The sequence below is a fragment of the Streptomyces profundus genome, from assembly GCF_020740535.1.
In the GTDB taxonomy this organism is placed as follows: Bacteria; Actinomycetota; Actinomycetes; order Streptomycetales; family Streptomycetaceae; genus Streptomyces; species Streptomyces profundus.
In genome coordinates this window covers 5,022,477-5,047,026 of the sequence record NZ_CP082362.1, presented here as the reverse complement: position 1 = coordinate 5,047,026, position 24,550 = coordinate 5,022,477, and the positions used below count along the sequence as shown (strand labels likewise).

Annotated in this window: 23 protein-coding genes; 8 read left to right on the top strand and 15 right to left on the bottom strand. The window is 73.1% G+C overall.

The annotated features are described in order from the left end of the window. Positions 1-47 precede the first annotated feature (47 nt). Positions 48-983 carry a hypothetical protein gene (locus tag K4G22_RS22250; protein WP_228082106.1) on the top strand — a complete coding sequence of 312 codons (936 nt, stop codon included), beginning with the start codon at positions 48-50 and terminating at the stop codon, positions 981-983. A 4-nt stretch (positions 984-987) separates the two neighbouring features. Here K4G22_RS22250 and K4G22_RS22245 read toward each other — a convergent pair whose 3' ends face one another. From K4G22_RS22245 to K4G22_RS22235, 3 genes are read right to left on the bottom strand one after another with little or no spacing between them, the layout of a single operon-like run. Beyond that, on the bottom strand, positions 988-1,680 hold the full coding sequence (locus tag K4G22_RS22245) for a response regulator (RefSeq protein ID WP_228082105.1): 693 nt from the start codon (positions 1,678-1,680) through the stop codon (positions 988-990). Beyond that, a complete protein-coding gene (locus tag K4G22_RS31690; RefSeq protein WP_265590244.1) occupies positions 1,677-2,873 on the bottom strand; it encodes a sensor histidine kinase in 1,197 nt (398 codons plus the stop codon). Before K4G22_RS31690 ends, K4G22_RS22245 begins: the two co-directional genes overlap by 4 nt. A gap of 4 nt (positions 2,874-2,877) precedes the next feature. Then, positions 2,878-5,052, bottom strand: a complete 2,175-nt coding sequence (locus tag K4G22_RS22235; protein WP_228082104.1) for an MMPL family transporter — start codon at positions 5,050-5,052, stop codon at positions 2,878-2,880. Between the two features lie 380 nt (positions 5,053-5,432). On the opposite strand from K4G22_RS22235, the gene leuA reads away from it, so the two are divergent. Continuing rightward, positions 5,433-7,187, top strand: a complete 1,755-nt coding sequence (gene leuA / locus K4G22_RS22230) for a 2-isopropylmalate synthase (protein ID WP_228082103.1) — start codon at positions 5,433-5,435, stop codon at positions 7,185-7,187. A gap of 138 nt (positions 7,188-7,325) precedes the next feature. Further along, on the top strand, positions 7,326-7,976 hold the full coding sequence (locus tag K4G22_RS22225) for a tellurite resistance TerB family protein (protein WP_228082102.1): 651 nt from the start codon (positions 7,326-7,328) through the stop codon (positions 7,974-7,976). Positions 7,977-9,231: 1,255 nt separating this feature from the next. Here the strand turns inward: K4G22_RS22225 and era are convergent. The 7 genes from era to K4G22_RS22190 all read right to left on the bottom strand — a co-directional run bounded on the left by era (position 9,232) and on the right by K4G22_RS22190 (position 15,514). Beyond that, complete coding sequence (era, locus tag K4G22_RS22220) at positions 9,232-10,188, bottom strand: GTPase Era (RefSeq protein ID WP_228082101.1); 957 nt, start codon at positions 10,186-10,188, stop codon at positions 9,232-9,234. Beyond that, a complete protein-coding gene (locus tag K4G22_RS22215) occupies positions 10,188-10,562 on the bottom strand; it encodes a cytidine/deoxycytidylate deaminase family protein (RefSeq protein ID WP_228082100.1) in 375 nt (124 codons plus the stop codon). The genes era and K4G22_RS22215 overlap by 1 nt, the downstream gene beginning before the upstream one ends. 48 nt (positions 10,563-10,610) lie before the next feature. After that, complete coding sequence (locus tag K4G22_RS22210) at positions 10,611-11,324, bottom strand: hypothetical protein (protein ID WP_228082099.1); 714 nt, start codon at positions 11,322-11,324, stop codon at positions 10,611-10,613. 78 nt (positions 11,325-11,402) lie between these two features. After that, positions 11,403-12,737, bottom strand: coding sequence for a hemolysin family protein (locus K4G22_RS22205; protein WP_228082098.1), 1,335 nt, complete (start codon positions 12,735-12,737; stop codon positions 11,403-11,405). Further along, positions 12,734-13,231: an rRNA maturation RNase YbeY gene (ybeY, locus tag K4G22_RS22200; protein ID WP_228082097.1), complete on the bottom strand. Its 498-nt coding sequence runs from the start codon at positions 13,229-13,231 to the stop codon at positions 12,734-12,736. Before ybeY ends, K4G22_RS22205 begins: the two co-directional genes overlap by 4 nt. A 12-nt stretch (positions 13,232-13,243) precedes the next feature. Beyond that, the gene (locus K4G22_RS22195; protein ID WP_228082096.1) at positions 13,244-14,251 is read right to left on the bottom strand and encodes a PhoH family protein; all 1,008 of its coding nucleotides are present in this window, start codon (positions 14,249-14,251) and stop codon (positions 13,244-13,246) included. A 150-nt stretch (positions 14,252-14,401) separates the two neighbouring features. Next, a complete protein-coding gene (locus K4G22_RS22190) occupies positions 14,402-15,514 on the bottom strand; it encodes a PfkB family carbohydrate kinase (protein WP_228082095.1) in 1,113 nt (370 codons plus the stop codon). 49 nt (positions 15,515-15,563) lie between these two features. On the opposite strand from K4G22_RS22190, the gene K4G22_RS22185 reads away from it, so the two are divergent. Next, the gene (locus K4G22_RS22185; protein ID WP_228082094.1) at positions 15,564-16,901 is read left to right on the top strand and encodes a family 4 glycosyl hydrolase; all 1,338 of its coding nucleotides are present in this window, start codon (positions 15,564-15,566) and stop codon (positions 16,899-16,901) included. Positions 16,902-16,914: 13 nt separating this feature from the next. Here the strand turns inward: K4G22_RS22185 and K4G22_RS22180 are convergent, their stop codons facing one another. Further along, a complete protein-coding gene (locus K4G22_RS22180) occupies positions 16,915-17,826 on the bottom strand; it encodes a ribonuclease Z (RefSeq protein WP_228082093.1) in 912 nt (303 codons plus the stop codon). A gap of 13 nt (positions 17,827-17,839) precedes the next feature. Further along, positions 17,840-18,199, bottom strand: coding sequence for a histidine triad nucleotide-binding protein (locus K4G22_RS22175; RefSeq protein WP_228082092.1), 360 nt, complete (start codon positions 18,197-18,199; stop codon positions 17,840-17,842). Between the two features lie 275 nt (positions 18,200-18,474). On the opposite strand from K4G22_RS22175, the gene K4G22_RS22170 reads away from it, so the two are divergent. Genes K4G22_RS22170 through K4G22_RS22155 form a run of 4 tightly spaced genes read left to right on the top strand, consistent with a single transcriptional unit; the run spans position 18,475 to position 21,448 of the window. Then, on the top strand, positions 18,475-20,004 hold the full coding sequence (locus K4G22_RS22170; RefSeq protein WP_228082091.1) for a sodium-dependent transporter: 1,530 nt from the start codon (positions 18,475-18,477) through the stop codon (positions 20,002-20,004). Further along, on the top strand, positions 20,004-20,141 hold the full coding sequence (locus K4G22_RS22165) for a methionine/alanine import family NSS transporter small subunit (RefSeq protein WP_228082090.1): 138 nt from the start codon (positions 20,004-20,006) through the stop codon (positions 20,139-20,141). Before K4G22_RS22170 ends, K4G22_RS22165 begins: the two co-directional genes overlap by 1 nt. A 50-nt stretch (positions 20,142-20,191) precedes the next feature. After that, positions 20,192-21,274, top strand: a complete 1,083-nt coding sequence (locus K4G22_RS22160) for an ABC transporter substrate-binding protein (RefSeq protein WP_228082089.1) — start codon at positions 20,192-20,194, stop codon at positions 21,272-21,274. 30 nt (positions 21,275-21,304) lie between these two features. After that, positions 21,305-21,448 carry a hypothetical protein gene (locus K4G22_RS22155; RefSeq protein WP_228082088.1) on the top strand — a complete coding sequence of 48 codons (144 nt, stop codon included), beginning with the start codon at positions 21,305-21,307 and terminating at the stop codon, positions 21,446-21,448. Between the two features lie 185 nt (positions 21,449-21,633). Here the strand turns inward: K4G22_RS22155 and K4G22_RS22150 are convergent, their stop codons facing one another. From K4G22_RS22150 to hrcA, 3 genes are read right to left on the bottom strand one after another with little or no spacing between them, the layout of a single operon-like run. Beyond that, entirely contained in the window at positions 21,634-22,380 is a 747-nt protein-coding gene (locus K4G22_RS22150) for a 16S rRNA (uracil(1498)-N(3))-methyltransferase (protein WP_228082087.1), read from the bottom strand. Continuing rightward, positions 22,377-23,507: a molecular chaperone DnaJ gene (dnaJ, locus tag K4G22_RS22145; protein WP_228082086.1), complete on the bottom strand. Its 1,131-nt coding sequence runs from the start codon at positions 23,505-23,507 to the stop codon at positions 22,377-22,379. Before dnaJ ends, K4G22_RS22150 begins: the two co-directional genes overlap by 4 nt. Beyond that, complete coding sequence (gene hrcA, locus K4G22_RS22140) at positions 23,508-24,524, bottom strand: heat-inducible transcriptional repressor HrcA (protein ID WP_228082085.1); 1,017 nt, start codon at positions 24,522-24,524, stop codon at positions 23,508-23,510. It lies immediately after the preceding gene. Positions 24,525-24,550: the final 26 nt, after the last annotated feature.

The window sequence follows — 24,550 nt, the reverse complement described above, 5'->3', positions numbered from 1 at the left end:
CTACCCGGGGTGAGGAGTCGCGGCGCGGGCGGATTATGCTCCCGGTCATGTCGGGACTGAGACTCAGCCGAGCCAACGGACCACGACCAGCCCACCGGACCATCGCGTCGGCGATCGCGCTCGCCGTGGGCGCGGGCGCGCTGAGCGGCTGCGCCAGGACGGAGGCCACCGGCCCTGGCGCCGAGGTGCTGGCCGCCCTGGCGGAGGCCAGATACGAGGAGACGCCCCCGACCGGCGTCACCTATGTGGACGCGGAGCGGGCCCGTGAGCTGCTCGCCGAGGACGCCGAACGCTTCGACTTCGTCGCGAGGTTGGGCACCCCGCTGCTCGGCCTGGCGACCCTCCCCGAGCACCGTTACGGCCTTGACCCGGAGCGGGCCAGCCGCACGGTGACCGTGGGCTTCGGCGCGCCCTACGGCGTCTGGGACGGCGAGTTCGACGCGGCGGCGATCGTCGAGGACCTGGCCGCCGACGGGTTCACCGAGCGGGAGACGGAGGCGGGGACGGTCTGGGTGAACCACGACCGGGGCCTCGGCCTGCTGGTCACCGACGAGCGGATCCACTGGGGCGACGAGCAGTTGGACCCGGCCAGGACCGCCGAGTCGGGGGAGCCGGTCGCCGAACGGGACGCCTACCGGGATCTGGGCGCCTGCCTGGGCGACGTCTACCGCGCCGACTTCGTCGAGACCCGCGAGGGCTCCGAGGTCGCCGCCTACGCCTTCGGGCACCGGGCCGAGTCCGCCACCGAGACATCGACCGTGCTCTGCGCGGTGACGGGGAGCGACGCCACCGCCGACGAGGCCGCCGAGCGGCTGCGGGAGACGGTCGCCGACCGTCCTGACCGCTACGCGGACGCCGAGGTCGAGCGGCTGGACCAGGACTCCCCCGGCGTCGTGGTGACCATCCCCGACCAGCCGGAGCAGCGCCCCGGCTGGCTGCTCGTCGACGACTTCCAGCTGGTCCTCGCCCTGACCGGCTCCTGACCCGTCAGCCCTCACCCGCCCCCGGGGTGACAAGGCCCGACTCGTAGGCGACGATGACCAGTTGGGCGCGGTCCCTGGCGGCCAGCTTGCCCATCACCCGGCTGACATGGGTCTTGGCGGTGAGCGGCGACAGGCCCAGGGCCTCGGCGATCTCCGCGTTGTTGAGGCCCCGGCCCACCAGGGTCAGCACCTGCCGCTCCCGTTCGGTGAGCCCGCCCGGGCCCACCGCGGTCCCCGGCCTCGGCGCGCCTGGGGCCCGCAGCGCGCGGGCGATCAGCCGCGCGGTGGGCCCCGGCGACAGCAGCGCCTCGCCGCCCGCCACGGTGTGGACGGCGGCCAGCAGCTCCGCCGGCCTGGTGTCCTTGACCAGGAACCCCGACGCCCCGGCGCGCAGCGCGGCCACCACATACTCGTCCGTGTCATAGGTGGTCAGCACCAACACCCGGGAACGGGCGGACCGTTCGTCGGCGACGATCAGCCGCGTCGCCTCGATGCCGTCCAGATCGGGCATCCTGATGTCCATCAACACCACATCGGGCGCCCGCTCCCTGGCCAGCGCCACGGCCTGCCGGCCGGTGCCCGCCTCGCCGACCACCCGCATCCCCGGCGTGGCCGCGATCAGCACGGCGAACGCCGAACGCACCAGATGCTGGTCGTCGGCGAGCAGCACATCGACCGTCCGCGTGCCGTCCGTCATGTCCTGGCCTCCGATGGCAGCGGCAGTTCGGCGGTCACGGCGAAGCCGCCCGGCCCAGGGCCTGCGGTCAGGGTGCCGCCGACGCCCCGCACCCGTTCGCGCATCCCGGCCAGGCCGAGGCCGGCGCCGCCGGGCGACGCCGGCCGCGCCGCGCCGGGCGGCGGCCCCTCGTCGGCGACGGTCAGCCGCAGCGCCCCCGCCTCGCGCGCCAGCCGCACCCGGATCCGGACGCCAGGACCCGCGTGCCGGACGGCGTTGGTCAGCGCCTCCTGGGTGACGCGGTAGGCGGCGCTGCTCACCAGCCCGGGCAGCGGGCCGGCGTCAGGCGGCAGCGTCAGCTCCACCAGCGCCCCCGACTCCTCGGCGGCGCGCACCAGGTCGGGGATGCCGTCCACGCCGGGCAGCGGCCCCGGCGGCTCGTCCTCGTCGCCGCGCAACACCCGCAGCGTGTCACGCAGTTCGGCCCTGGCGTCCTGGCAGACCTCGTGGATGCCGTCCAGGGTCGCGACCAGCGTCGGCCGATCCTGCCGCTCGGGGGCCGTGGTCAGCAGATGGGAGGCGACGGAGGCCCGGACGCCGATCACGGTGATGCTGTGCGCCAGCAGATCGTGCAGATCGCGGGCCACCCGCAGCCGCTCCTCGGCGACCCGGCGGGCCGCCTCCTCCTCGCGGTCCCGTTCGGCGCGTTCGGCGCGTTCCCTGGCGGCGGCCAGCAGCCGACGGTGCAGCCGCGTCACCTCGCCCACCGCGATCACGCAGAGCATCCAGCCGGAGATCCGCAGCAGCTTCAACGCGGGCCCGCCGCCGTTGCCCCGCCACACCACCAGCACCACCAGCAGCACCACGGCGCCCAGCAGCAGGGTGCGCCAGCGCGGGCCGACGGCGGCCACCGTGTAGGCGGCGACCGCCGTCGCCACGAAGGGCGCCGCGTGCTGGTAGTCGAGCCGGTGGTAGACGGCGACCGGCGCCAGCACCACCAGCAGCACCGTCAACGGGGCGCGGCGGCGCAGCACGAGCGGCAGCACCGAGCCGGCCAGCAGCGCCCAGCCGAGCCCGTCCATCGACCGGCCGTCGTGCTCCACCAGCAGCGCGACCGAGGCGCTCACCGCGGCGATCACCGCCGTCAGCAGGGCGTCCTCCCCGAGGGCACGTCCAGGGCCCTCGGGGAGGAGCCGTCTCCACACCGAAACCATCCGCCTATCCTGTGGCATCGCGCGCGCCGGCACGAGCGGCACGGGCGTCACGGGGATCACGGGGATCACAGGCGGCACGGGGATCACGGGAAAGCGGCCCCGGCCACCAGACGCGCCGGTCCAGCAGCCAGCTCGCGGAGGTGACCAGGTAGGTGCGGACGAGGAAGGTGTCCAGCAGCACGCCGACGGCGACCACGAAGCCCATCTCGGCCATCACCACCAGCGGCATCGCGGCCAGCACGCAGAACGTCGCCGCCAACACCACGCCCGCCGAGGCGATCACCCCGCCCGTGGAGCGCAGCGCGGCGAGCGCCGCCTGCCGGGTGGTGGCCCCGCCGAGCGCCTCCTCCCGCATCCGGTGCATCAGGAAGATGCCGTAGTCCACGCCGAGCGCCACACAGAACACGAACGACAGCAGCGGCACCCCGGCGTCCAGACCGCCGAAGCCGAACACCGGACCGAAGACAAGACCGCCGAGGCCCATCGCCGCGCCCCAGGAGGCGACCACGGCGGCCAGCAGCAGCACCGGCGCCACCAACGACCGCAGCACGGCGGCCAGCACCAGCAGCACCGCGCCCAACACCAGCGGGATCACCAGCAGTTGGTCCCGCGCGCTGGCCTTGTCCCCGTCCATCGCCTGGGCCGTCGGGCCGCCCACCAGCGCCTCCCCCTCGGGCAGCGCCGCCAGCCGCTCCCGCAGCGCGTCGACGGTGTCCCGCTCGCCGGCCGACTCCGGCGGGTCGGTGGCGAACACCAGGAACTCCCGCCAGCCGCCGCCGGCCCGCCCCGGCGCCACCTCGGCGACGCCTTCGGCGCCCTCGACCGCCGCCCGCACCGCGTCCGCCCGCTCGGCGCGGCCGAGCACCACGATCGGCTGGCCCGCGCGGTCCGGATACGCCTCGGCGACCAGTTCCATCGCCCGCACCGAGTCCGGGGTCTCGGTGAAGTTGTCCTGCGCGGCCAGCGGCCCAGGCAGCCGGAAGGCGCCCAGCGCCAGCGCGGCCAGCAGCAGCGTGCCGGCGGCCAGGATGGTCGCCGGGCGGCGGCTGATCGACGAACCGAGCCGGGCGAACACCGAGCCCCGCCCGCGCTCCTCCGGCGAGAGGTCGCCATGCCGGGGGATCAGCGGCCAGAACACCCGCCGGCCGACCAGCACCAGCAGCGCGGGCAGCAGCGTCAACATCACCGCCAGCGCGCACAGCACGCCGACCGCGCCCACCGGGCCGAGGCCGCTGCTGCTGTTGAGATCGGCGACGACCAGGCAGAGCAGCCCCAGCGAGACCGTCCCCGAGGACGCCAGCACGGCCGGTCCGCAGCCGCGCAGCGCCGCCAACATCGCGTCGGAGGCGTCCGGCAGCCGCCGCAGCTCCTCCCGGTAGCGGGCCACCAGCAGCAGCGCGTAGTCGGTGCCGGCGCCGAAGATCAGCACCGTCATGATCGACGCCGACATCGTGGTGACGGTCAGGTCGAACGCCCGCACAAGGCCGTAGACCAGGGCCATCGCCGTCAACGCGGCCACCCCCACGGCCAGCAGCGGCAGCAGGCAGAGCAACGGGCTGCGGTAGGTGACGATCAGCAGCAGCGCCACCACGCCCGCGGTGGCCAGCATCAGGGTGAGGTCGATCGACTCGAAGACGGCCTCGGCGTCCACCCCGAGCGCGCCCGAGCCGCCGAGCGCCACCGTCAGCCCCGCGGGCGCCTCGTCGATCAGCGCGCGGACGAACTCCACGGCCGCCGTCTCCGCCTCCTCGTCCATGGCGCCGAGGGCGAACGGGTAGAGCGCGGTGCGGCCGTCGCCCGAGACGACCCCGTCCCGGTCGACGGGACCGGCGAGGGGATGGGCCTCGTCTATCGCGGCCAGCTGCCGCTCGGCGAGCGCCGCGTCCTCGGCGGTGAGGCCGGCGTCCCGCTGGTGGACGAGCAGCAGATCCGTGGTGTCCCCGCCGGGCAGCCGCTCGACCAGCCGCGCGACCTCGGTGGACTCGGCGCTGTCCGGCAGGTAGTCGACGCCGTCGTCCCGCTGCACCTCGCCCAGCCGGCCGCCGAACGGCAGCGCCAGCGCCAGCACCGCGAGCCACAGCCCCAGCACCGCCCACGGCAGGAGACGACGGCGGCGCGGCGGTGTGCTGGCCGCCGTCGGCGGGGTGGTCCGTGGCGGGCTCGTGCCCAGTGCGCTCATCGTGAGGCTCCTCGCTCGGCTGGTCGAAGCGCCGCCCCCGTCCGGGCGGCCGTTCCCAGACTTCCGCCCCCGACCAGGGGTTTCGTCGGCCCGGCGGGCGAGTTCGCGGCTACCCCCAGGGGAGGCTCCTGGCCCGGCGTACTCCCCCGGGAGTAGGCCGTCACCAGCTGTGAGAGACGTCTCGGATGCTGGGACGGGGGAGGCAACGTGCCGGAAGACGACTACTGTGGTCGGCGCGATGCGAATCCGGACACTTCTCCTCCTTAGCCGCCGCGGCGAGGGTCTGTAGCCCACAGACCGACCCCCTCCCCGCGGAGTTTGGCGTTGCCCGTCGGTCCCCTCGTCCGATCGCCCCTCCGGCACAAGGAGTTCCGTCGCTCATGAGCAGGCCGACGCCGCAGACCAACGCCACCGTCTCCCAACAGCCCTCCGGTATGCCGGTGCACCGCTACCGCCCCTACGAGGCGGTGGACATCCCCGACCGCACCTGGCCGAACAACCGGATCACCAGCGCGCCGCGCTGGCTCTCCACGGACCTGCGGGACGGCAACCAGGCCCTGATCGACCCGATGTCCCCCGCGCGTAAACGCGCCATGTTCGACCTGCTGGTACGCATGGGCTACAAGGAGATCGAGGTCGGCTTCCCCGCCTCGGGGCAGACGGACTTCGACTTCGTGCGCTCCATCATCGAGGAGGGGGCGATCCCGGACGACGTCACCATCTCGGTGCTCACCCAGGCCAGGGAGGAGCTGATCCAGCGGACCGTGGAGTCCCTGGTCGGCGCCCACCGGGCCACCGTCCACCTCTACAACGCGACCGCCCCGACGTTCCGCCGGGTCGTCTTCCGCGGCGACCGGGAGGCGGTCCGCGCGATCGCCGTCGACGGCACCAGGCTGGTCATGGAGTACGCCGAGAAGCTGCTGGACGACCGCACCACCTTCGGCTACCAGTACAGCCCGGAGATCTTCACCGACACCGAGCTGGACTTCGCGCTGGAGATCTGCGAGAGCGTGATGGACGTCTGGCAGCCCGCCGAGGGCCGCGAGATCATCCTCAACCTGCCGGCCACCGTGGAGCGTTCGGCCCCGTCCACGCACGCCGACCGCTTCGAGTGGATGGGCCGCCAGCTGTCCCGCCGCGAGTTCGTCTGCCTCTCGATCCACCCCCACAACGACCGGGGCACCGCCGTGGCCGCCGCCGAGCTGGCGCTGATGGCCGGCGCCGACCGCGTCGAGGGCTGCCTCTTCGGCCAGGGCGAGCGCACCGGCAACGTGGACCTGGTGACGCTGGGGATGAACCTCTTCTCCCAGGGCGTCGACCCGAAGATCGACTTCTCCCGGATCGACGAGATCCGCCGCACCTGGGAGTACTGCAACCAGATGGAGGTCCACCCGCGCCACCCGTACGTGGGAGACCTGGTCTACACGTCCTTCTCCGGCTCCCACCAGGACGCCATCAAGAAGGGCTTCGACGCCATGGCCGCCCAGGCCGAGGCCGGGAACACCCCGCTGGACGAGCTGGTGTGGGACGTCCCCTACCTGCCGATCGACCCCAAGGACGTGGGCCGCTCCTACGAGGCCGTGATCCGGGTCAACTCCCAGTCGGGCAAGGGCGGCGTGTCCTATGTGCTGAAGACGGAGCACGCGCTCGACCTGCCGCGCCGCATGCAGGTGGAGTTCTCCCGGATCATCCAGGAGAAGACCGACGCCGAGGGCGGCGAGGTCACGCCGGCGGCCATCTGGGAGATCTTCTCCGACGAGTACCTGCCCGCCGGCAGCGGCGGCTGGGGCCGGATCGCGCTGCGCGACGCGCAGACCTCCAGCACCAACGACGGCGAGGACGCGCTCACCGTCGGCGCGGTCGTGGACGGCCGCGACACCACGCTCACCGGCACGGGCAACGGGCCGATCGCCGCGTTCTTCGACGCCCTGGCCGGCACCGGCGTGATCGGCGACGACATCCGGCTGCTGGACTATGTCGAGCACACCATGAGCGAGGGCGCCGGCTCCCAGGCCGCCGCCTATATCGAGTGCGCCGTGGGCGACCGGGTGCTGTGGGGCGTCGGCATCGACGCCAACATCGTGCGCGCCTCGCTCAAGGCCGTGGTCTCCGCGGTCAACCGCGCGGCCCGCTGACGGCAGCCGCCGGGCAGCCACCGCGCTGCCCGGCCCCCGTCGCACCGGCCACTTCGTCACGCGGTGCTGACGTACCCCGTCCCCTGTGGTTAACATCACGGACGCGGCAGTGTTGCCGGCGGGTTACGGAGGTACGACGTGGTGCACTCCCGGTTGGCCGGGGTCAGGACCGTCTGGCGGGTGACCGACGACGGGGACTTCTTCTGCGGCGCCTGCGGCGGCGACCGCTGCTATCAACGTCTGGACGGACGGCGCCGGTTGACGGTGCTCGGCATTCCCGTGCTGGCCCGCGGCCCGGCCGGCCCCGTGGTCGAGTGCGTCTCCTGCCGCACCCGTTTCCCCGAACGGGCGCTCGCCCGCCCCACCACCACCCGCCTCGGCACCCTGCTGCGCGAGGCCGTGCACTCGGTGGCCCTGGCCATGCTCGCCGCCGGCGGAACGGAGTCGGAGGCCGCCCGCCGGATCGCGCTCGAAACGGTCAGGGACGCCGGCTTCCCCGACTGCTCGGAGGAGCGGCTGCTCACCCTCCACACGGCGCTGGCCGCGCGGGGCCTGCCCCTGGTGGCCCGGGAGATCTCCGACAGCGTCGCCGCGCTCACCCCGCATCTGGCCACTCCCGGCCGGGAGAGCCTGCTGCTGCGCGGCGCGCGGATCGCCCTGGCCGACGGGCCGTATCTGGAGGCCGAGAGCGGGATGCTCCGCAGGATCGGCGAGGCGCTGTGGCTGCCGCCGGCCGACACCACCCGCCTCCTCACCGCCGCCGCCACCCGCCCCCTCCCCGGCCCCTGACCGACCGGCCGACCCCGCCTCGGGGCGGGGCAGCAGCCCGGCACACCGCGACAGGCCCCGGCACAACGGGCGGATATGCCCCACGCGGTGCCCTTGCCGGGCGGGGCAGCCCCACACCAGCCGGACACGGACGCCCCCGCCCCGGCCAGACGGACGGACGAGCCCTCGCGGGCCCTCGCCGGCCAGGGCACAGCCCCACCCGGCCGCAGAACGGCCGGCCCCGACCCGACCAGACGCACGCCACCCGGCGCGGCGGGCTCCGCGCGGAGCGGATACGCCCTGGCGGGGCTGACAGACGCGACCCTCGCGGACCCCGACCGAATCGGGCCTCGCCGGGCGGGCTCCCCGCTGGCGAACCAGCCGGCACCAACCACAAACCCTCACACCGTCCAGCGCCCAGCCCCACCGGACAACCAGCCCCCGTCGGGGCATCCCACGCCGGCCAGGGCACGCACGCCGCCCGGCGCGGCGGGCTCCACGCGGAGCGGATACGCTCCGGCCGGGCCCGCCGGGTCGCAGGCCCTGCCAGGCAGACACAGCCGGCCGAACGCCCAGCCGCCCTCGCCGGGCGGATCAACTCAGGCGGTGAGCGACGTCTGCCCCGGCCAACCGGCCGGCGCCAGCCACGAGCCTTCAGGCCCCCAAGCGGCCAGCCCCACCGGGAACCGGCCGTTGCCCGCACGGTGGCTGGCGTCTGCCCTGGCCCAACGGACCCCGTCAGCCGTGCTCCGCCCGGAGCGGATACGCCCTGCCCGGGCGCCCAGGCCCATCGGGCGAATCCGAACACGAAACGTCACGCCCCCGGCCGGGCCCGCCAGGTCGGAGGCCCTGCCAGGCAGACACAGCCGGCCGAACGCGGCCCAGCCGCCCTCGCCGGGCGGATCAACTCAGGCGGTGAGCGACGTCTGCCCCGGCCAACCGGCCGGCGCCAGCCACGAGCCTTCAGGCCCCCAAGCGGCCAGCCCCACCGGGAACCGGCCATTGCCCGCACGGTGGCTGGCATCTGCCCTGGCCCAACGGACCCCGTCAGCCGTGCTCCGCCCGGAGCGGATACGCCCCGGCCGGGCGCCCAGGCCCATCGGGCGAATCCGAACACGAAACGTCACGCCCCCGGCCGGGCCCGCCAGTTCGCAACCCCTGCCAGACAGGCACAACCGGCCGAACGGCCAGCCGCCCCCACGGCGCGCATCAATACAGGCGGTGGCGGCTTCTGCCCCGGCCGGGCAGGCCACCGTGGCCTGCCTGACCGGCTAGGTCAGAAGCCGAGGCGGCGGAGTTGCTTGGGGTCGCGTTGCCAGTCCTTGGCGACCTTGACATGGAGGTCGAGGAAGATCGGGGTGCCGAGCAGGGCCTCGATCTGGCGGCGGGCCTTGGTGCCGACGTCCTTGAGGCGTTGGCCCTTGGGGCCGATCACGATGCCCTTCTGGCTGGACCGTTCGATGAAGAGGTTGGCGTGCACGTCCAGCAGCGGACGGTCCGCTGGGCGGTCCTCGCGGGGGAGCATCTCCTCGACCACCACCGCGATGGAGTGCGGGAGTTCGTCCCTGACGCCCTCCAGCGCGGCCTCCCGGATCAGCTCGGCGATCATCACCAGCTCGGGCTCGTCGGTGAGGTCGCCCTCCGGGTAGAGCGGGGGGCCCTCGGGCAGCAGCGGCGCCAACAGGTCGGCCAGCAGGCCGACCTGCTCGCCGGCGACGGCGGAGACCGGGATGATCTCCGCCCACTCGATGCCCGCCTCCTTGCCCATCTGGTCGACGGCGATCAGCTGCTGGGTGAGCGTCTCGCGGTCGGCCAGGTCGGTCTTGGTGACGATCGCGACCTTGGGCGTCCGCTTGACCTGCGCCAACTCCTTGGCGATAAAGCGGTCCCCGGGCCCGACCTTCTGGTCGGCCGGGAGGCAGAAACCGATCACGTCCACCTCGGCCCAGGTGGTGCGGACCACGTCGTTGAGCCGCTGTCCCAGCAGGGTGCGCGGCTTGTGCAGCCCCGGGGTGTCCACCAGGACGAGTTGGGCGTCCTCACGGTGCACGATGCCGCGCACGGTGTGCCGGGTGGTCTGGGGCCTGCTGGAGGTGATGGCGACCTTCGTGCCGACCAGGGCGTTGGTCAGGGTCGACTTGCCGGCGTTGGGGCGGCCGACGAAGCAGGCGAAGCCCGACCGGTGCTCGGCGGCCGAGGGAGCGGCGGAACTGGGGGAGGTTGGGGAGTTCATCAGGCGGCGATCGTCGCACGAACGGCGCCGTCGGGGCCAGCCAGCAGCACGGGGGTGCCGGCGCCGCCGAGGTCGCGGACGGCCGCGAGGTCGTCGTCGGCCGGCGCCTCGGCCGAGGTGACCACGGCCGCGGCCTCCAGGGAGCCGGCGCCGCTGGCGACCGCCATCGCCACGGCGGTGCGCAGCGCGCTCAGCCGCAGCGACTCCAGGGCGACCGTGCTCGCGACATAGGTGCGGCCGGTCTCGTCCCGCACCGCCGCGCCCTCGGCCGCGCCGTTGCGGGCCCTGGCGCTCCGGGCCAGCGTGATGATCTTGCGGTCTTCCGGGCCGGGCGCACCGGCGCCCGGCTCCTGGGGGGCAACGCCGTCAGTCATGCCCCGAGCTTAAGCGGTGTGCGACCGGCGGCGTCCCGGCCGTCCGGCTCAGAGCCGGGTGACGCCCGGCTGGTCGGTCCTGGGCTTGGGGGTGTTGCCCTCGATCACCTCGGTCAGCTTGTCCACCGCCCGCTCCGCGATCCCGTTGACATCGCCGGTGTCGCGGCCCTCACGCCCGGCCTGAGCGACGCGGATGGTGTGGGCACCGACCCTGGCGGTCACCACCTCGGCGACCACGGGGGTGCCGGCCGTCTCGCCGTCCAGCCTGCGGTTGTAGCGCAGGGCGCCGCACTCGTCGCCCAGTCGCTCGGGGTCGCCGCGCGGCTCCTCGTCGTAGGCGACGGTGATGGCGCCGTCGGCGGGCCCCTCCTCGGCGTGGAAGGTGCCGCACTCGTCGGCCATGGCGCGGAACCCGGCGAGCGCGGCGCGCGCCGCTTCCTCGCCGTCGTGGGCGGTGACGACGGTGGTGACGAACGGGCCGGTCGCCGACTTGGCGAAGCCGGCGCGCTGGCTGCCGTCAGCGCCGCTGTCGAACAGCTCGCGGCAGCCGTTCTCGCTCGGCCTCGGCACGCCGAAGCCGCGTTCGGCGGCGGCCTCCTCGCTGTCGCTCGCCCAGCCCTCGGGGAAGTCCACCGGATCCAGCAGGGCCTCCCGAAGCTGGCTCTCGCCCAGGCCGTCGGAGGCGGCCGGCTGCCCGGGGGCGAGCCCGAGGCTGAGCGCGGCGAGCCCGGCGACCGTGACCGTCCTCAGATGCGGGTTCATGGCTCCCATGGCGCCACCCGAACGGGCTCACGGCCAGCCGCGCTCGCCCGTTCGAGTGAAGAGCTGCTGGGAGCGCGGCTACTCGCCCCCCGCCGGCCCCTCGTCCGCCGGCTCCGCCAACACCGGCTCGACCAGCACCCGCTCGATGCGGTTGCGCCGGCCGGCCGGCGACTCCGCCGTCAGCCGCAGGGCGGCCAGCGACGGCCCCGCGTGGTCCAGCGGCTGCTCGCCCGAGACGTCGACCACGGCTCTGGCGCCGGCGATCGGCACCCGGCCCAGCGCCTTGGCCAGCAGGCCGCCGACCGTCTCCACGTCCTCGTCGTCGAGGCGCAGCCGGTACAGCTCGCCCAACGCGCCGAGGTCGAGCCGGGCCGTCACCCGGTAGGAGCCGGAGCCGAGCTCCTCGACGGGCGGGAGCTCGATGTCGTACTCGTCGGTGATCTCGCCGACGATCTCCTCCAGGATGTCCTCGATGGTGACCAGGCCCGCCGTGCCGCCGTACTCGTCGATCACCACCGCCACATGGATGTGGTCCCGCTGCATCTCGCGCAGCAGATCGCCGGCGTTCTTGGTGTCGGGCACGAAGGTGGCCGGGCGCATCACGCCCTGGACCGGCTCCGACTCGGCCTCCCGGCTGACGTGCACCCGCCGGGTGAGGTCCTTGAGATAGACGATGCCGACGATGTCGTCGTCGCTCTCCCCCGTCACCGGCATCCGCGAGAACCCGGACCGCAGCGCCAGGCTGAGGGCCTGCCGCAGGGACTTGTGGCGGTCTATGGAGACCAGGTCCGTGCGCGGCACCATCACCTCGCGGACCAGGGTGTCGCCCAGCTCGAAGACGGAGTGCACCATCCGGCGCTCCTCGTCCTCGATCAGCGACTCGCGCTCCGCCAGGTCCACCATGGCGCGCAGCTCGGCCTCCGAGGCGAACGGGCCCTTGCGGAAGCCCTTGCCCGGGGTGACCGCGTTGCCGAGGATGATCAGCGCCTGGGTCAGCGGGTTGAGCACCCGCACCAGCGGGACGAGGACATAGGCGGCGGCGATGGTGGTCCCCAGCGGGTGCTGCCGGCCGATCGTGCGGGGCGAGACGCCGACCGCGACGAAGGACAGCAGCACCATGATCCCGAAGGCCAGCGCCAGCGCGGGCAGCACCTCGTCGAAGATCTCCAGGCAGGCGTAGGCCACCAGCACGGCCGCCGCCATCTCGCTGGCGACCCGCAGCAGCAGCGCGAGGTTGAGGTAGCGGGTGGGGTCGGCGGCCAGCACCGCCAGCCGGGCGGCGCCGCGCCGTCCGGCGCGGACGGCCTCCTCGGCGCGGTAGCTGGTGATCACCGCCAGACCCGCCTCGGCGCAGGAGGAGAGCCAGCCGACGGCGAGCAGCGCCAGCACCGCGACCAGCAGCGTGCCGGTCATGTCAGCGTGGGGGCCGGCGAGGGACCCGACAGACCGCGCTCGGCCCGCCAGCCGTCGACGATGGCCTGCTGGAGTCCGAACATCTCGGCGCGTTCGGTGGGCTCCTCGTGGTCGTAGCCCAGCAGGTGGAGCACCCCGTGCACGGTGAGCAGTTGCAGCTCGGCGTCCATCGAGTGCCGCGTCGGCGCGGCCTCGCCCTGCTCGCGCGCCACCTCGGGGCAGAGCACCACATCGCCGAGCAGACCCTGCACGGGCTCCTCGTCTTCCTTCATGGGTGGCCGCAGCTCGTCCATCGGGAACGACATCACGTCCGTGGGGCCGGGGAGGTCCATCCACTGGAGGTGGAGTCGCTCCATGGCCGCCGCGTCCACCGCGATCACGGACAGCTCGGACAGCGGGTGGATCCGCATCCGTGCCAGCGTGTAGCGGGCGATGTCGAGAATGGCCCGTTCGTCGAGTGGGTCACCGGATTCGTTGTTGACCTCGATCGCCATGATGCGGGGCGGCTACTTTCCGGTCCGGTCGTCGTAACGTTCGTACGCGTCCACGATGCGGCCGACGAGCCTGTGCCGCACCACGTCCTGGCTGGTGAGCCGGGAGAAGTGCACATCGTCGACGCCGTCCAGGATCGCCTGCACCTCGCGCAGCCCGCTCGGCGTGCTGCCCGGGAGGTCGACCTGGGTGACATCCCCGGTGATCACGATCTTGGACTCGAAGCCCAGCCGGGTGAGGAACATCTTCATCTGCTCCGGGCTGGTGTTCTGCGCCTCGTCCAGGATGATGAACGCGTCGTTGAGCGTCCGGCCGCGCATGTAGGCCAGCGGGGCCACCTCGATCGTGCCCGCGCTCAGCAGCCGGGGGATGGAGTCCGGATCGAGCATGTCGTGCAGCGCGTCGTAGAGCGGACGCAGATACGGGTCGATCTTCTCGTAGAGCGTGCCCGGCAGGAACCCGAGCCGCTCGCCGGCCTCCACGGCCGGGCGGGTGAGGATGATGCGGTTGACCATCTTGGACTGGAGCGCCTGGACGGCCTTGGCCATCGCCAGATACGTCTTGCCCGTGCCGGCCGGGCCGATGCCGAAGACGATGGTGTGCTGGTCGATGGCGTCGACATAGCGCTTCTGGTTGAGCGTCTTGGGGCGGATGGTCTTGCCCCGGTTGGACAGGATGTTCTGGGTGAGCACCTGCGCCGGGCTGGTGCCCTCGTCGTTCCCGCCGCGCAGCATCGCGATGGAGCGCTCCACAGCGTCCTCGGAGAGCGGCTGACCGGTGCGGAGCACCAACATCATCTCGTCGAAGAGGCGCTGCACGAGCCGCACCTCGGCCGGATCGCCGGTGGCGCGGATCTCGTTGCCCCGGACGTGGATGTCGGTGGCGGGGAAGGCCCGCTCGATGACGCGCAACAGCGCGTCGCCCGAGCCCAGCACAGTGACCATCGGGTGCTTGGCCGGGACGGTGAACCGCGCGGTGGCCGCGTCGGTGGGGCTCGGCTGGTGTGTGGGTGTCTGCGTCATGGGCGGCCCGGACGGACCTGCTCATCCCTCTCTGCGCTGGAGGACCGGACTCCCCAGGGTACGCCGGGAAGCGGGCATTGCCCCAGAACATTACGGAGCGCGATCCCCTTGCCGCGCTGCGACGTTGGGCCGGGTGCGGGGGCCGTCACATCAGCCCCGGAAGCCGAGCGTGGGGACGGCGCGGCGGCGCGGCAGGGGCCTGTCCTCGCCGGGCAGCAGCTCGGAGAGGAAGGCGTAGCGCTCAAGCGAGGCGTGTTCGACGCCGTCGTCCGGGGTGAGCGCCTGCGTCCTGCGCCACCAGGCGGCGATCTCGGCCCAGCCGGGCGCCGAGAGCGAGCCGCCGAACTCCTGCACGGAGAGGGAGGCCGTCAGCCCGGCGAGCGCCAGCCGGTCGGCCAGCGGCCAGCCGGCCAGCGTCGCGGTGACGAAGCCGGCCATGAACACGTCCCCCGCGCCCGTGGTGTCCAGCGCCTCCACCACGATGGCCGGCACCTGGGCCGCCTCCCCGGTGCGCGCGTCCACCCCGTAGGCGCCGTCGGCGCCCATGGTGACCACGGCGATGGGCACCCGCTCGGCCAGCGCGTGGGCTGCGGCCCTCGGGTCGTCCGCACGGGTGTAGCGCAGGGCCTCGGCGGCGTTGGGCAGGAACGCCTCGCAGTGCGCCAGATCGGGCAGCGCCGACAGATCCCAGACGCCCGTCTCGTCCCAGCCGGTGTCGGCGAAGATCAGCGTGCCGGAGGCGGCGGCCCGGCCGATCCACTCCTGCGGACGCCCCGGCGTCAGCGAGGCCACGGCCGAGCGGGCGCCCGGCGGGCTGGCCCCGGCCGGCTCAGGGCGGGAGGGGGGTGCCTCGTGGCCGTGCGAGACCATGGTGCGCTCGCCCTCGTAGGCCATGGAGACCGTGACGGGCGAGTGCCATCCGGCGACCGTGCGGGAGAGGGAGAGATCGATCCCCTCGCCGCGCTCCAGCGTCTCCCAGCAGTACTCGCCGTACTTGTCGTCGCCGAACGCGGCGGCCAGGCTGGTGCGCAGGCCGAGACGGGCCAGCGCGGTCGCCATGTTGGCGACGCCGCCCGGGCTTGAGCCCATCCCCCTGGCCCAGGACTCCGTGCCGCGCACGGGCGCCGAGTCGAGCCCCGTGAAGATGATGTCCAGGAAGACGGTGCCGGTGAGATAGACGTCGGGGGCGGCGTCGCCGGGCGCGCGCAGTCCGGCGAGCGGGTCGATCAGACAGCTCCGCGGGGGGTCGTTGAGAGGGGTCACCTGCTGCTCCGGGCGTGGTCGTGGTCGTTTCTACGGTACGTTCCGGCCCATGAGGCTCACGATCATCGGCGGCGGTGGGTTCCGTGTCCCCCTGGTATACCGGGCGCTACTGACAGCGGCGGGTGACGGCTCACCCGATCGCGGGAGCGAGGTGACGCTCTTCGACAGCGACTCGACCCGAGTGGCGGTCATCGCACGGGTGTTGACGGCGCTGGCGGACGGGGTGCCGGGAGCGCCGCGGGTGCGGGTCGCCGAATCCCTGGACGCGGCGGTGCGCGACGCGGACTTCGTCTTCCAGGCGATCAGGGTCGGCGGCACCGCCGGCCGGGTGCGCGACGAGCGGGCGGCGCTCGCCGAGGGGGTGCTGGGGCAGGAGACGGTGGGCGCCGGCGGGGTGCTCTACGGGCTGCGCACGATCCCGGTGGCGCTGCGGATCGCCGAGCGGGTGCGGGCGTTGGCGCCGCACGCCTGGCTGATCAACTTCACCAACCCGGCCGGCATGGTGACCGAGGCCATGGCCTCGGTGCTGGGGCACCGGGTGATCGGCATCTGCGACTCGCCGGTGGGTCTGGTGCGGCGCGCGGCGTGGGCGGCCGGCGTCGACCCGGCCGAGGTGCGGTTCGGCTATGTGGGGCTCAACCACCTGGGGTGGCTCAACTCCCTCACCCACGAGGGACGCGATCTGCTCTCCGGGCTGCTGGCCGATGACGAGGCGCTCGCCGGCTTCGAGGAGGGGCGGCTCTTCGGCGGTGAACTGCTGCGCTCGCTCGGCACATTGCCCAACGAGTACCTGCACTACTACTACCTGGGGCGGGAGACCCGGCGCGCGGCGGACGCGGCGGGCGGCACCCGGGGGGAGTTCCTGGAGCGCCAACAGGGCGCGTTCTTCACCGAGGCCGCGCGCGATCTCGAACACGCGCCGGCGCTCTGGGAGAAGACCCGGCTGGAGCGCGAGCGGACCTATGGCGCCGAGCAGCGCGCGGCCAGCGGCGGCGGGGAACGGGACAGCCGCGATCTGGTCGGCGGCGGCTACGAACATGTCGCGCTCGATCTGATGCGGGCCATCTCGGGCGATCGTCGCACTCGGCTGATCCTCAACGTCCGCAACGCGGGCACGGTGCCGGCGCTGCCGGACGACGCGATCGTGGAGACGGTCTGCGAGGTGGACGCCCAGGGCGCCCACCCGGTGCCCTGCCTCTCCCCCGGGCTCGCCGAGCTCGGCCTGATGCTCCAGCTCAAGGCCGTCGAACGAGCCACCATCGCGGCGGCTTCGACCCGTTCGTCGGCCCTCGCCCGGCACGCCCTGACACTGCACCCCCTGGTCGACTCGGCGACCACGGCCGAACGCCTCCTCCGCAACCGCCTCGCCATGGAACCGTCGGCCTAGCCGGGCCGCGCGGTCAGTGGGTGGCGCGGGACGGGACGGGGACGCGGGTGAGGTCGTCGGCGACGGTGAGGGTGCCGGTGAAGCCGGCGGCGCGGGCCTCTTCGGCGAAGGCGCCCGGGTCCTGGTAGCGCTGCGAGAAGTGGGTCAGGACCAGATGCCGCACCCGCGCCCGGGCAGCCACCCGGGCGGCCTGCGCCGCCGTCAGATGCCCGTACTCGTCGGCCAGCGCGGCGTCCCGTTCCAGGAAGGTGGACTCGATCACCAACAGATCGCAGTCTGCGGCCAGTTGGTGGACCGCGTCGCAGAGCCTGGTGTCCATCACGAACGCGAAGCGCTGGCCCGGGCGCTCCACGCTCACCTGCTCCAGGGTCACCTCCCCCAGACGCCCCGTGCGGCGCAGCCGACCGATGTCGGGCCCGGTGACACCGTGCGCCGCCAGCAGCTCGGGCACCATCCGCCGACCGGCCGGCTCGACCAGCCGGTAGCCGAACGCCTCCACCGGATGGGAGAGCCGCAGCGCGCTCAGCGTGAAGGCCGGCGTCTCGTCGAGCACGCCGTCGTCCTCGACCGGCAGCGGCTGGAGCTCCGCGGCCTCGCGGTAGGCCGTGGCGTAGCGCAGCCGCTCGAAGTACCGCTGGCCGCTCGCCGGATAGTGCACCCGCACCGGATGCGGAACCCGGTCCAGATGCACCCGTTGGATCACCCCGGCCAGGCCGAGCGCGTGGTCGCCATGGAAGTGGGTGACGCAGATCCGGGTCAGCGCGTGCGCGCTGACCCCGGCCAGCAACAGCTGCCGCTGGGTGCCCTCGCCCGGGTCGAAGAGCACGCCCTCGCCGTCCCACCGCAGCACATAGCCGTTGTGGTTGCGCCGCCGAGTGGGCACCTGGCTGGCCGTGCCGAGCACCACCAGCTCACGGACCGACACCGCGCCGACCGCGTCAGCCGGGCGGCCAGTTGAGGCCGCGTCCGCCCAGTACGTGGGCGTGGGCGTGGAAGACCGTCTGCCCGGCGCCCGCACCGGTGTTGAAGACCATGCGGTAGCCGTTGCCCGCCACCTTCTCCTGGGCGGCCACGGCACCGGCCTCGCGCAGCACGTCGGCGGCCGTCTCCGGCTCGGCCTCGGCCAGCGAGGCGGCGTCCGGGTAGTGCGCGCGGGGGATCACCAGCACATGGCTGGGCGCCTGGGGGTTTATGTCCTGGAACGCGACGGTGGTCGCCGTCTCCCTGACCACGGTCGCCGGCACATCGCCGGACACGATCTTGCAGAACAGGCAGTCGGCCTGCGGTTCTCCGGCCATCCCCCGGCGTCCTCCTCGGACTTCTCGGAAACGTCCCCAGGATGTTACCGCCTCCCCCGTCGGCCGACGGCTGGCCGGGCGTGCACCGTCCGGCACGTTTTGCCCCCGTCCGCCCCCGGGTAGCCGGGAACCCATGGCCTTCGCGAACCGAACCAAGTGACTGGCTGGTAACGTGCTCAGTCGCCGCGTTTCGTCGCAGACCCGCATGAACCCCCACACCCACCACGCCCACCCCCACTTCGTTCCCCCCACTTCGTTACCGAGGATTCCGGACCATGGCCGAACAGCCGCAACGCGAACAGTGGGGCAGCCGTCTCGGCTTCCTCATGGCCGCCATTGGATCAGCCATCGGGCTGGGCAACATCTGGCGGTTCCCCGCGGTCACCTACGAGCACGGCGGCGGGGCGTTCCTCGTCCCCTACCTGCTGGCGCTGCTCACCGCGGGCATCCCGCTGCTGATCCTGGAGTACACGATCGGGCGGAAGTACCGTTCGTCGCCGCCCGGCGCCCTGCGTCAACTCGCCCGACCCGCCGAGGCGATCGGCTGGTGGCAGGTCGCGATCTGCTTCGTGGTGGCCACCTACTACGCGGCGATCCTCGCCTGGGCGATCCGCTACACCGGCTTCTCCTTCACCCAGGCGTGGGGCGACGATCCCGAGGGATTCCTCAACAACGAGTTCCTGAACCTGAACGAGACGCCCGGCGAGGTCTCCACCTTCGTGCCCGGCGTCGCCTGGCCGCTGATCGCCGTGTGGGTCCTGACGTTGGTCATCCTCGGCCTCGGCATCCGGCGCGGCATCGAGCGGGCCAACATCGTCTTCATCCCCCTGCTGGTCGCCTTCTTCCTGGTGCTGGTGGTGCGGGCGCTGACCCTGGACGGCGCGAGCCTCGGCCTGGACGCGCTGTTCTCCCCTGACTGGGGCAAGCTGACCGATGGCGGCGTGTGGGTGGCGGCCTACGGCCAGATCTTCTTCTCGCTCTCGGTCGGCTTCGGCATCATGATCACCTACGCCTCCTACCTGCACCGGAAGTCGGATCTCACCGGTTCGGCGATGGTCGCCGCGTTCGCCAACAGCTCGTTCGAGATCCTGGCCGGCGTGGCCGTCTTCGCCACGCTGGGCTTCATGGCGATGGACGCGGGCGTCGGGGTCTCCCAGGTCTCGTCCAGCGGCGTGGGGCTGGCGTTTGTGGCGTTCCCGGCGATCATCTCCGAGATGCCGATGGGCGCCTTCTTCGGTGTGCTGTTCTTCGTGTCGCTGGTGATCGCCGGGTTGACGTCGTTGATCAGCATCGTGCAGGTGATCGTCGCGGCCGTGCAGGACCGGACGGGCCTGCGGCGGGTGCCGGCGGTGCTGAGCGTGGGCGGCGCGGTGTCCGTGGTCTCCGTGTTGCTCTTCGCCAACGACAGCGGCCTCTACTTCCTGGACGTCTCCGACCGATTCATCAACCAGTACGGCATCGCGCTGGCCGGTCTGGTGCTGCTGATCACCGTCAGCTGGGGCCTGCGTCTACTCCCGGCGCTGCAACGGAACGCCGACGCGACCTCGTCCATCGGCCTGGGTGTGTGGTGGCGGATCTGCCTCGGGGTGATCACGCCCGTGGTGCTCACCTGGATGATGGTGGACAGCCTGATCGGCGAACTCGACGAGAACTACGAGGGCTACTCGACGTCCTTCCTGCTCTGGGGCGGCTGGTCGGTCGCGGTCGGCGCGCTGCTGGTGGGCGTGTTGTTGACCCTGCTCTCGCGGCGCGGCTCCCGCCCCCGCTCGTCCGAGCGGGGTTCCGAGACGGAGAGGACCCACTGATGTCGGCATCAGCGATCGTGATGATGAGCATCTCCATGCTGATCGTCTGGGGCGGCCTGCTCCTGGCCGTCCTCAACCTGCGCGGCCACCCCGACGCCCCGGAGCCAACCGCCGACGACGTCCCGCACCCGCTCTGACCAACCGCCGGGCGGTAATCGGTTGCCCGTCGGCGGCGGTGGTGGATGCAATGTCCGGCATGGTCAACCAAACGCAACCCGGTTCACCCGTCCTCATCGGCGCTCTCGCTCCGTTGACCAGACCCGGCTGGGTGGAGGCCGGCCACCAGCTGCTCGCCGGGATGGAGTTGGCCGCTCAGGAAGTCAACGCCGCCGGCGGGATCGGCGGCGCGCCGGTCGAGTTGCTGGTCCGGGACACCGCGGCCGATCCGCGGCGGGCGTCGGCGGCCGTGGACGAGCTGGCCGGCCTGGGCGTGGCCGCCCTGGCGGGTGAGTACCACAGCGTCGTCGCCCGCGCCGTCGCCGCCCGGGCGGACGCGCTGGGCCTACCGTTCCTCTGCTCCTCAGCGGTGCTCGACGCGCTCACCGATGGGCCGACGGACCATGTCGCGCGGATCGCGCCCGCGCAGTCCCACGGCTGGCGGATCTACGCCGACTTCCTCATCGGCGCCGGCCACCTTCGCATCGCCGTGGCGACCCAGCCGAGCGTCTACTGGGCATCGGGGACCCGCCTGCTGCGGGACCGACTCGCCGCGTCCGGCGGCGATGTCGTCGAACTGGACCTGTCCGCGCTCGCCCCCGACGCCCTGGGCGACCGGCTCGTCGACAGCGGCGCGACGGCCCTTCTGCTGCTGGTCGGCCATCCGGAGCCGGCGGTGTCGATCGTCAGATCCGTCCGCCGCGACCCGCGCCTCGCCGGGATCATGATCGGCGCCCCGGCCGGGCAGCCGGAGTTCGCGGAATGGGCGAGGGAGCTGGGCGACGAGGGCGCCGCGATCCCCTTTCTGCGCTATCTGCCCGAGCGCCTCGGCCCGCTCGGCGCGCGGGTCGGGACGGCGCTCCGCGAGCGACTGGGCGAAGCGCCGTCCTTTGTCGCCTTCGAGGGCCATGACACGATCACCGTCCTCGCCGAGGTGCTGCGGGCGCGTGCCGACCAGCCCTGGCCGCTCGTCGATGTCGAAGGCACCAGGGGTCGGATCACGTTCTCCCCCCCGCCGGGCGGCGGCGTCTGGCAGTGGGCCCGGCCGCCGGTCCAGGTCGTCGACCGGGATCCGGGTGACCCGACCCGCCTCCGGATCCGCCACCCCGGCTGAGCGGTTCGGCGGCCCGGGGCGGGAACGGACGTGACGCGGCACGCGGACCAGGTACGCGTCGCGGTCGAGCGGGTCGTCGTCCGTGCCCGCCCGGCGTGGCGGTGGTCCTTCGACCGACCGGTAGTGCGCGAACTCGGCCTCCAACGCGCCCTCGCCGCCCGTCAGTTCCGGTAGTCGCCGGGCCAGGGCGTGCACCCGGCCGGCCGGGACGGTGCCCGTCAGCGGCAGCGCCCGACCGTCCGGGACCGGCGCCCTGGCCGGGCGCCGAGGCCGCCCAGCACGGGCAGCACCGTGCCATGGGCATCGGCCGGGATCCAGGGCCTGGGCCGGCCCGTGGCTCGACCCCCGCCGGGCGGGCGTCAGCTCCAGCGGCCTGTGCGGGTGAGCAGCACCGCGGCGGCGGCCGGGCCGGCCGTCGAGGTGCGGAGGACGGTGGGGCCGAGCCGGTACGCGGTGGCGCCCGCCGCCGTGAAGGCGGCCAACTCGGCCTCGGTGACGCCCCCTTCGGGGCCCACCACGAGCACGAGATCGCCCTCGGGCGGCAGCGCGGCCGTGGCCAGCGGCAGGTCCGTGGACTCGTGCAGCACGCCGGCGAACGCGGCGTCGGCCAACAGGCGGGCCACGCCCGCCGTGTTGAGGGGCTCAGGCACCGCCGGCACCCGCAGCCGGCGGGCCTGCTTGGCCGCCTCCCTGGCGGCGGCGCGCCAGCGCTCCAGCGCCTTGGCGCCGCGCTCGCCCTTCCACTGGGTGACACAACGGGACGCGGACCAGGGCACGATGGCGTCCACGCCGGTCTCCGTCATGGTGCTCACGGCCAACTCGCCCCTGTCGCCCTTGGGCAGGGCCTGCACCACCGTGATCCGGGCGGCGGGCGCGGGCTCCACTCGGCGCTCGACGACCTCGACCGTCAGCCGGTCACGCCCGGCGACCTCGGCCACCCGGCCCAGCGCGCCGGCGCCAGCGCCGTCGCTGAGCACGATCTCCTCGCCGACCCGCAGCCGGCGCACCGCCACCGCGTGACGCCCCTCGGGGCCGTCCAGCGTCAGCGGCGCACCCGCGTCGGCGTGCGCCAGGGACTCGACCAGAAAGACGGGCGCGCTGCTCATCGCCCGTTGAACGCATCCTTCAGGCGGGAGAAAAGGCCCTGCTGTCCCGGCTGGAACTGGCCCAACGGCCGTTCCTCGCCACGGAGTTTGGCGAGCCGCCGGAGCAGCTCCTCCTGCTCGGGGTCGAGCTTGCCCGGGGTCTGTACCTCGACATGCACCACCAGATCGCCCCGGCCGTTGCCGCGCAGATGCGTGACGCCCCGGCCGTGCAGCGGGATGGACTGGCCGGACTGCGTGCCCGGGCGGATGTCCAACTCCTCCTGGCCGTCCAACGTCTCCAGCGGTACCTGGGTGCCGAGGGAGGCGGCCGTCATCGGGATGGTGACCGTGCAGTGCAGATCGTCGCCCCTGCGCTGGAAGACCGCGTGCGGCTTCTCCTGGATCTCCACATAGAGATCGCCGGGCGGGCCGCCGCCGGGGCCGACCTCGCCCTCGCCGGCCAGCTGGATCCGGGTGCCGTTGTCCACGCCGGCGGGGATCTTGACGTTGAGCGTGTGCCGGGTGCGGACCCGGCCGTCGCCGGCGCAGTCCGGGCAGGGCGTGGGCACGACCGTGCCGAAGCCCTGGCACTGCGGGCAGGGCCGGGAGGTCATCACCTGGCCGAGGAACGAGCGGGTGACCTGGGAGACCTCGCCGCGACCGCGACACATGTCGCAGGTCTGCGCCGAGGTGCCGGGCGCCGCGCCCTCGCCGTTGCACGAGTTGCACACCGTGGCGGTGTCCACCTGGATTTCCTTGGTGGTGCCGAAGGCGGCCTCGTTGAGGTCGATGGCCAGCCGGATCATGGCGTCCTGGCCGCGCCGGGTACGCGACTTGGGGCCGCGCTGGGACGCCGTGCCGAAGAAGGCGTCCATGATGTCGGAGAAGTTGCCGAAGCCGGCGCCGAATCCGGCGCCCGCGCCCGAAGCGCCCCCGAGCGGATCGCCGCCGAGGTCGTACATCTGCTTCTTCTGCGGATCGGAGAGCACCTCGTACGCGGTGTTGATCTCCTTGAACCGCTCCTGCGTCTTCGGGTCCGGGTTCACATCCGGGTGCAGCTCCCGGGCCAGCCGGCGAAATGCCTTCTTGATCTCGTCCTGGGAGGCGTCTCGCTGCACGCCCAAGACCGCGTAGTAGTCCGTCGCCACCTAGTTCTCCGCGAGGATTTGTCCGACGTACCGTGCCACTGCGCGCACCGCTCCCATCGTTCCTGGGTAGTCCATCCGGGTCGGTCCGACCACGCCGAGCTTCGCGACCGCTTCGTCTCCTGAACCGTAGCCGACCGAGACAACCGATGTGGAGGTGAGGCCCTCGTGAGCGTTCTCATGCCCGATACGCACGGTCATCTCCGAGCCGTTCGCCTCACCCAGCAGCCTCAGCAACACCACCTGCTCCTCCAGCGCCTCCAGCACCGGCCGGATCGTGAGCGGGAAGTCCTGCCCGAAACGCGTGAGGTTGGCGGTGCCGCCGATCATCAGCCGTTCCTCGGTCTCCTCCACCAGAGTCTCCAACAGGGAGGCCAGCACCGTCGAGACCGCACCCCGCTCGTCCAGGCCGAACGCCTCGGGGAGATCGGCCACCAGACGCGGCACATCGGGGAAGCGCTGGCCGACGATCCGGCTGTTCAGCCGGGCGCGCAGATCGGCGAGCGAGGTCTCGCCGAGCGGCACCGGGCAGTCGATCATGCGTTGTTCGACGCGGCCCGTGTCCGTGATCAGCACCAGCATCACCCGCGCGGGGGCCAGCGCCAGCAACTCCACATGGCGGACCGTCGAGCGGCTGAGGGACGGGTACTGGACGACGGCGACCTGCCGCGTGAGCTGCGCCAACAGCCGCACCGTGCGGGCGATCACATCGTCCAGGTCGACCGCGCTGTCGAGGAAGTTCTGGATCGCCCTGCGCTCGGGCGACGACAGCGGCTTGACGCCGGCGAGGCGGTCGACGAAGAGCCGGTAGCCCTTGTCCGTGGGCACCCGGCCGGCGCTGGTGTGGGGTTGGGCGATATAGCCCTCCTCCTCCAGCGCGGCCATGTCGTTACGCACGGTGGCCGGCGAGACCTGGAGGTTGTGCCGCTCGGTCAACGCCTTGGAGCCCACCGGCTCCTCGGTGCCCACGTAGTCCTGGACGATGGCCCGCAGCACCTCAAGCCTGCGCTCGCTGAGCACGCCGCACACCTCCCGTCCGGCCCATC